The organism is Pseudomonas sp. (assembly GCF_049645325.1).
GTDB lineage: Bacteria > Pseudomonadota > Gammaproteobacteria > Pseudomonadales > Pseudomonadaceae > Aquipseudomonas.
The window spans coordinates 1-4,207 of sequence record NZ_JBARTQ010000428.1 but is presented as its reverse complement, the minus strand read 5'-3'; the positions used below and the strand labels follow the sequence as shown (position 1 = coordinate 4,207).

Here is a 4,207-nt window from a genome sequence, read left to right as displayed (position 1 = left end):
CGGTATTTCAGATAAACCGAGGTGATGGCATCGCAGGCAAGCCAGCTCCCACATAAGCCCGCTTTTTAAAAAGTTCGGGATCGGGGTTACAAGGCCTTCTCGAAAATCTTCGAGTTGCGCTGATAGTTGTACAGCGATGCCCGCGCCGAGGGCAGGCGGTCCACCGTACTCGGCACAAACCCGCGCTCACGGAACCAGTGGGCGGTGCGGGTGGTAAGCACAAACAAGGTCTTCAACCCCTGCGCCCGCGCGCGCGTTTCGATACGTTCGAGCAATTCATCACCGCGCCCGCCATGGCGGTACTCCGGGTTCACCGCCAGGCAGGCCAGCTCGCCGGCATCCGAATCCGCGATCTGGTACAGCGCTGCACAGGCGATGATCATGCCTTCGCGCTCGACCACGCTGAACTGCTCGATCTCACGTTCCAGCACTTCGCGCGAACGTCGCACCAGAATGCCCTGCTCTTCCAGCGGGCTGATCAAGTCGAGCAAACCGCCGACGTCTTCAATCGCCGCTTCACGCACCCGTTCAAATTGCTCCTGGGCCACCAGCGTACCGCCGCCGTCCCGGGTGAACAGCTCGGTGAGCAACGCGCCGTCTTCGGCGTAGCTGACAATATGGCTGCGCCCTACCCCGCCACGGCACGCCTCGGCGGCAGCATCCAACAGTTCGGCTTGATAGTTGTTGCCCAGGCGCTGCAGGTGCGCGGGCACTTGCTGCGGGCGCAGCTCGCGCACCAGGCGACCATGTTCGTCGATCAGGCCGAGGTCGGCGCCAAACAGCAGCAGCTTGTCGGCGCCCAGGTCGATGGCGGCGCGTGTGGCGACGTCTTCGCAGGCCAGGTTGAAAATCTCACCCGTGGGCGAATACCCCAGCGGCGACAGCAACACGATGGAGCGCTCGTCCAGCAGGCGATTGATGCCTTTGCGGTCGACGCGACGCACTTCGCCGGTGTGGTGATAGTCCACGCCTTCGAGCACGCCAATCGGCCGCGCCGTGACCAAATTGCCGCTGGCCACACGCAGGCGCGAGCCCTGCATCGGCGACGAGGCCATGTCCATGGACAAGCGCGCTTCAATGGCGATACGCAACTGGCCGACCGCGTCGATCACACACTCCAGGGTCGCGGCATCGGTAATGCGCAAGCCTTCGTGGTAAGCCGGGGTCAGGCCGCGCGCTTCAAGGCGCGCTTCAATTTGAGGGCGCGAACCGTGGACCAGCACCAGCCGCACACCCAGGCTGTGAAGCAGCACCAGGTCGTGGACGATATTGCCGAAGTTCGGATGTTCCACACCGTCGCCGGGCAGCATGACCACAAAGGTGCAGTCGCGGTGAGCATTGATGTAGGGCGAAGCGTGACGAAGCCAATTAACGTATTCGGGCATAACACCTGGGCCTGTAATAAAAAGCAGCCGAAAAAGGATCAATCGTGAAAGCGCACAACGGGCTGATGGTTATCGTCGGAACAGGCTTGGCGACACGCTTGCTCTCCTTCTATGTACGAATGGGCAGGGGTTAATTTATGCGGGTTTCAGGCAGTAATGCTCAATCAGTTCCCGCAATAGACGCACTGTAGGCGTCAAGCGTGACATTTCAAGGTACTCGCCCGGCTGGTGCGCGCAGGCGATGTCGCCAGGGCCCAGCACCAGGGTTTCGCAACCAAGGCGCTGAAGATAAGGCGCTTCGGTGCCGAACGCTACTGCTTCGGCACGATGGCCGGTCAATCGTTCCGCCACCCGCACCAGCTCGGCGTCTTCGGCTTGCTCGAACGGCGGCACTTCAGGGAACAACGGCGCGTAGTCGATCTTGACTTTATGCCGCTCGGCCAAGGGTTCGAGCTTCTGCCGAATGGCATCGCGCAGCACCTTGGGGTCCATACCCGGCAGCGGCCGCAGGTCGAACTCCAGGGAGCACTGGCCGCAGATACGGTTGGGGTTATCGCCGCCATGGATGCAGCCGAAGTTCATCGTGGGCTGCGGCACGCTGAATTGCGGGTTGCGGTACTCACGCTGCCAGGCCAGGCGCAGGCCGCGCAGCTCGCCGATGGCGTCGTGCATGGCTTCAAGGGCGCTGTGCCCCAGGCTTGGATCCGACGAATGGCCGCTTTGGCCGAGAATGTCGATGCGCTCCATCATTACGCCTTTGTGCAGGCGGATCGGCTTGAGGCCGGTCGGCTCGCCGATCACCGCCGCGCGGCCCAGCGGGCGCCCCGCCTCGGCCAGCGCCCGGGCGCCGGACATGGAGCTTTCTTCGTCGCAGGTGGCGAGAATCAGCAGCGGCTGCTTGAACGGCTGGTCCAGCAGTGGCAACACCGCTTCAATCGCCAGGGCGAAAAAACCCTTCATGTCGCAACTGCCAAGCCCTACCCAGCGGCCGTCGACTTCCGTCAGCTTGAGCGGGTCGGTCTTCCACAGCGCGGCGTCATACGGAACGGTATCGCTATGCCCGGCCAACACCAGGCCGCCGGGCCCACTGCCGAAACTGGCGAGCAGGTTGAATTTGCCGGGGCTGACTTGCTGGATGTCGATGGCAAACCCCAGGTCGCCCAGCCAGCCGGCGAGCAAATCGATCACCGGGCGGTTGGTCTGGTCGAGAGACGCCTGGGTGCAACTGACCGAAGGCGCGGCAATCAATGCTGCGAACTGCTCTTTCATGGACGGTAACGGCATGCGCGGTCTCTCAACTTCCCGGATGAGCCCCACTATAGAACCATCTGCACGACACAATAAACCGTTGCGGCACGTTGCCGGGCTCAGTCCTGTACACTGCACGACCTTGGCAGCCACTCTTTTCCCCGGCTGCGCTCCCGATCCTGGATTTTCCGGCCATGCAGAAAGAAACCGAAATCAAGCTCCGCGTCAGCCGCGAAACACTCGCCGCGCTGCGTGAGCACCCGTTACTGAAAAAACGCAACAAAAGTGGCTGGGAACGCCGTGAGTTGATGAACCAGTACTTCGACACCCCCGAACGCGACCTGGCCCAGGCCAAAGTTGCCCTGCGCTTGCGCAAGGACGGTGACGAAATCATCCAGACCCTCAAGACCCGTGGCCAGAGCGTCGCCGGCTTGTCGGAACGCAATGAATACAACTGGGACCTGGCCAAGGCCAAGCTCGACGTGAAGAAACTCGACGGCGAGTGCTGGCCCGAGCAACTGGCCGAGCTGGACAAAAAGACCCTAAAGCCGATCTTCACCACCGACTTTGTACGCGAACGCGCCGAAATCGCTTGGGGCCGCGGCAAGGCCAAGGTGGTAATCGAAGCCGCCCTGGACCTGGGCCATGTAGTGGTCGGCAAGCAGAAAGAAGAAATCTGCGAGCTGGAACTGGAACTGCGCGAAGGCGAACCGGCTGCCCTGCTGGAACTCGCCGCCGAGCTGGCCGCCACCCTGGCTTTGATGCCATGTGATATCAGCAAGGCCGAGCGTGGCTATCGCCTGTACGACGCCAGCAGCTATTCGCTGAGCCTGCCGGCGCCGCAGATCCACGCCGAAATGCCGCTGGACGACGCCTTCGCCGCGATCATGTGGCACTTGCTCGGCAGCAGCCAGCGCCTGGCCGAACAATACCGCTTCAATGGCCACTGGCGCCTGCTGCAGGACTGGGTCGACAACCTCGGCGAACTGCGCGCCGTAATCGGCAGCCTCGGCCAGGCCGCACCGCGTCAATCCACCAGCGAACTGCGCAGCGCACTGGATGCCTTGCTGGAAGACTGGCGCCCGCTGGTGCAAGCCGGTGAAGACGATGAAGACATCCGCAAAGCCGCGCCGGAACAGTTCATCGAAGAACTGGAAGACGTGCGCTGGGGCCTGTTCTCGCTGAACACCTCGCGCTGGCTGCTGGCCCGTGCCTGGACCGCCGAGCGCACTGTGCGTGGCAACCGCCAGGGCGCCGCGCAAATCACCAACTGGCTGCCGCGCCTGCTGGCCGACGACGCCGTCGCCCTGCAACTGCCGCGCTACCAGCAGCAGCCGGAAGACCTGGCCGAGCAATTGCCGCGCATTGAGCGCATCCAGGCGTGGCTGCACCATGCACGTCAGGTGGTGGACATTCCGGAACTGGACCGTTTGTACGGCGAGCTGAACAAGTTGGTGCAACTGGCCAACCAGCCGATCACCGAGGAATCGCTGGATGCGCGCATGCATCAGGTGATTGCGGTGTATCAGAACCGTGCCTGGAAGACCCTGCTGCGTCTGTAATACAAATGTGGG

At 62.7% G+C, this 4,207-nt stretch carries 3 protein-coding genes; 1 reads left to right on the top strand and 2 read right to left on the bottom strand.

The features are described from left to right. Positions 1–86: 86 nt before the first annotated feature. A complete protein-coding gene (gene argA / locus WBB95_RS18595) occupies positions 87–1,385 on the bottom strand; it encodes an amino-acid N-acetyltransferase (RefSeq protein ID WP_424488916.1) in 1,299 nt (432 codons plus the stop codon). A 135-nt stretch (positions 1,386–1,520) separates the two neighbouring features. Then, positions 1,521–2,669 carry an acetylornithine deacetylase gene (gene argE / locus WBB95_RS18590; RefSeq protein ID WP_424488915.1) on the bottom strand — a complete coding sequence of 383 codons (1,149 nt, stop codon included), beginning with the start codon at positions 2,667–2,669 and terminating at the stop codon, positions 1,521–1,523. A gap of 158 nt (positions 2,670–2,827) precedes the next feature. Between argE and WBB95_RS18585 the strand changes: the two genes are divergently transcribed. Next, positions 2,828–4,195, top strand: a complete 1,368-nt coding sequence (locus WBB95_RS18585) for an inorganic triphosphatase (protein ID WP_424488914.1) — start codon at positions 2,828–2,830, stop codon at positions 4,193–4,195. Positions 4,196–4,207 lie beyond the last annotated feature (12 nt).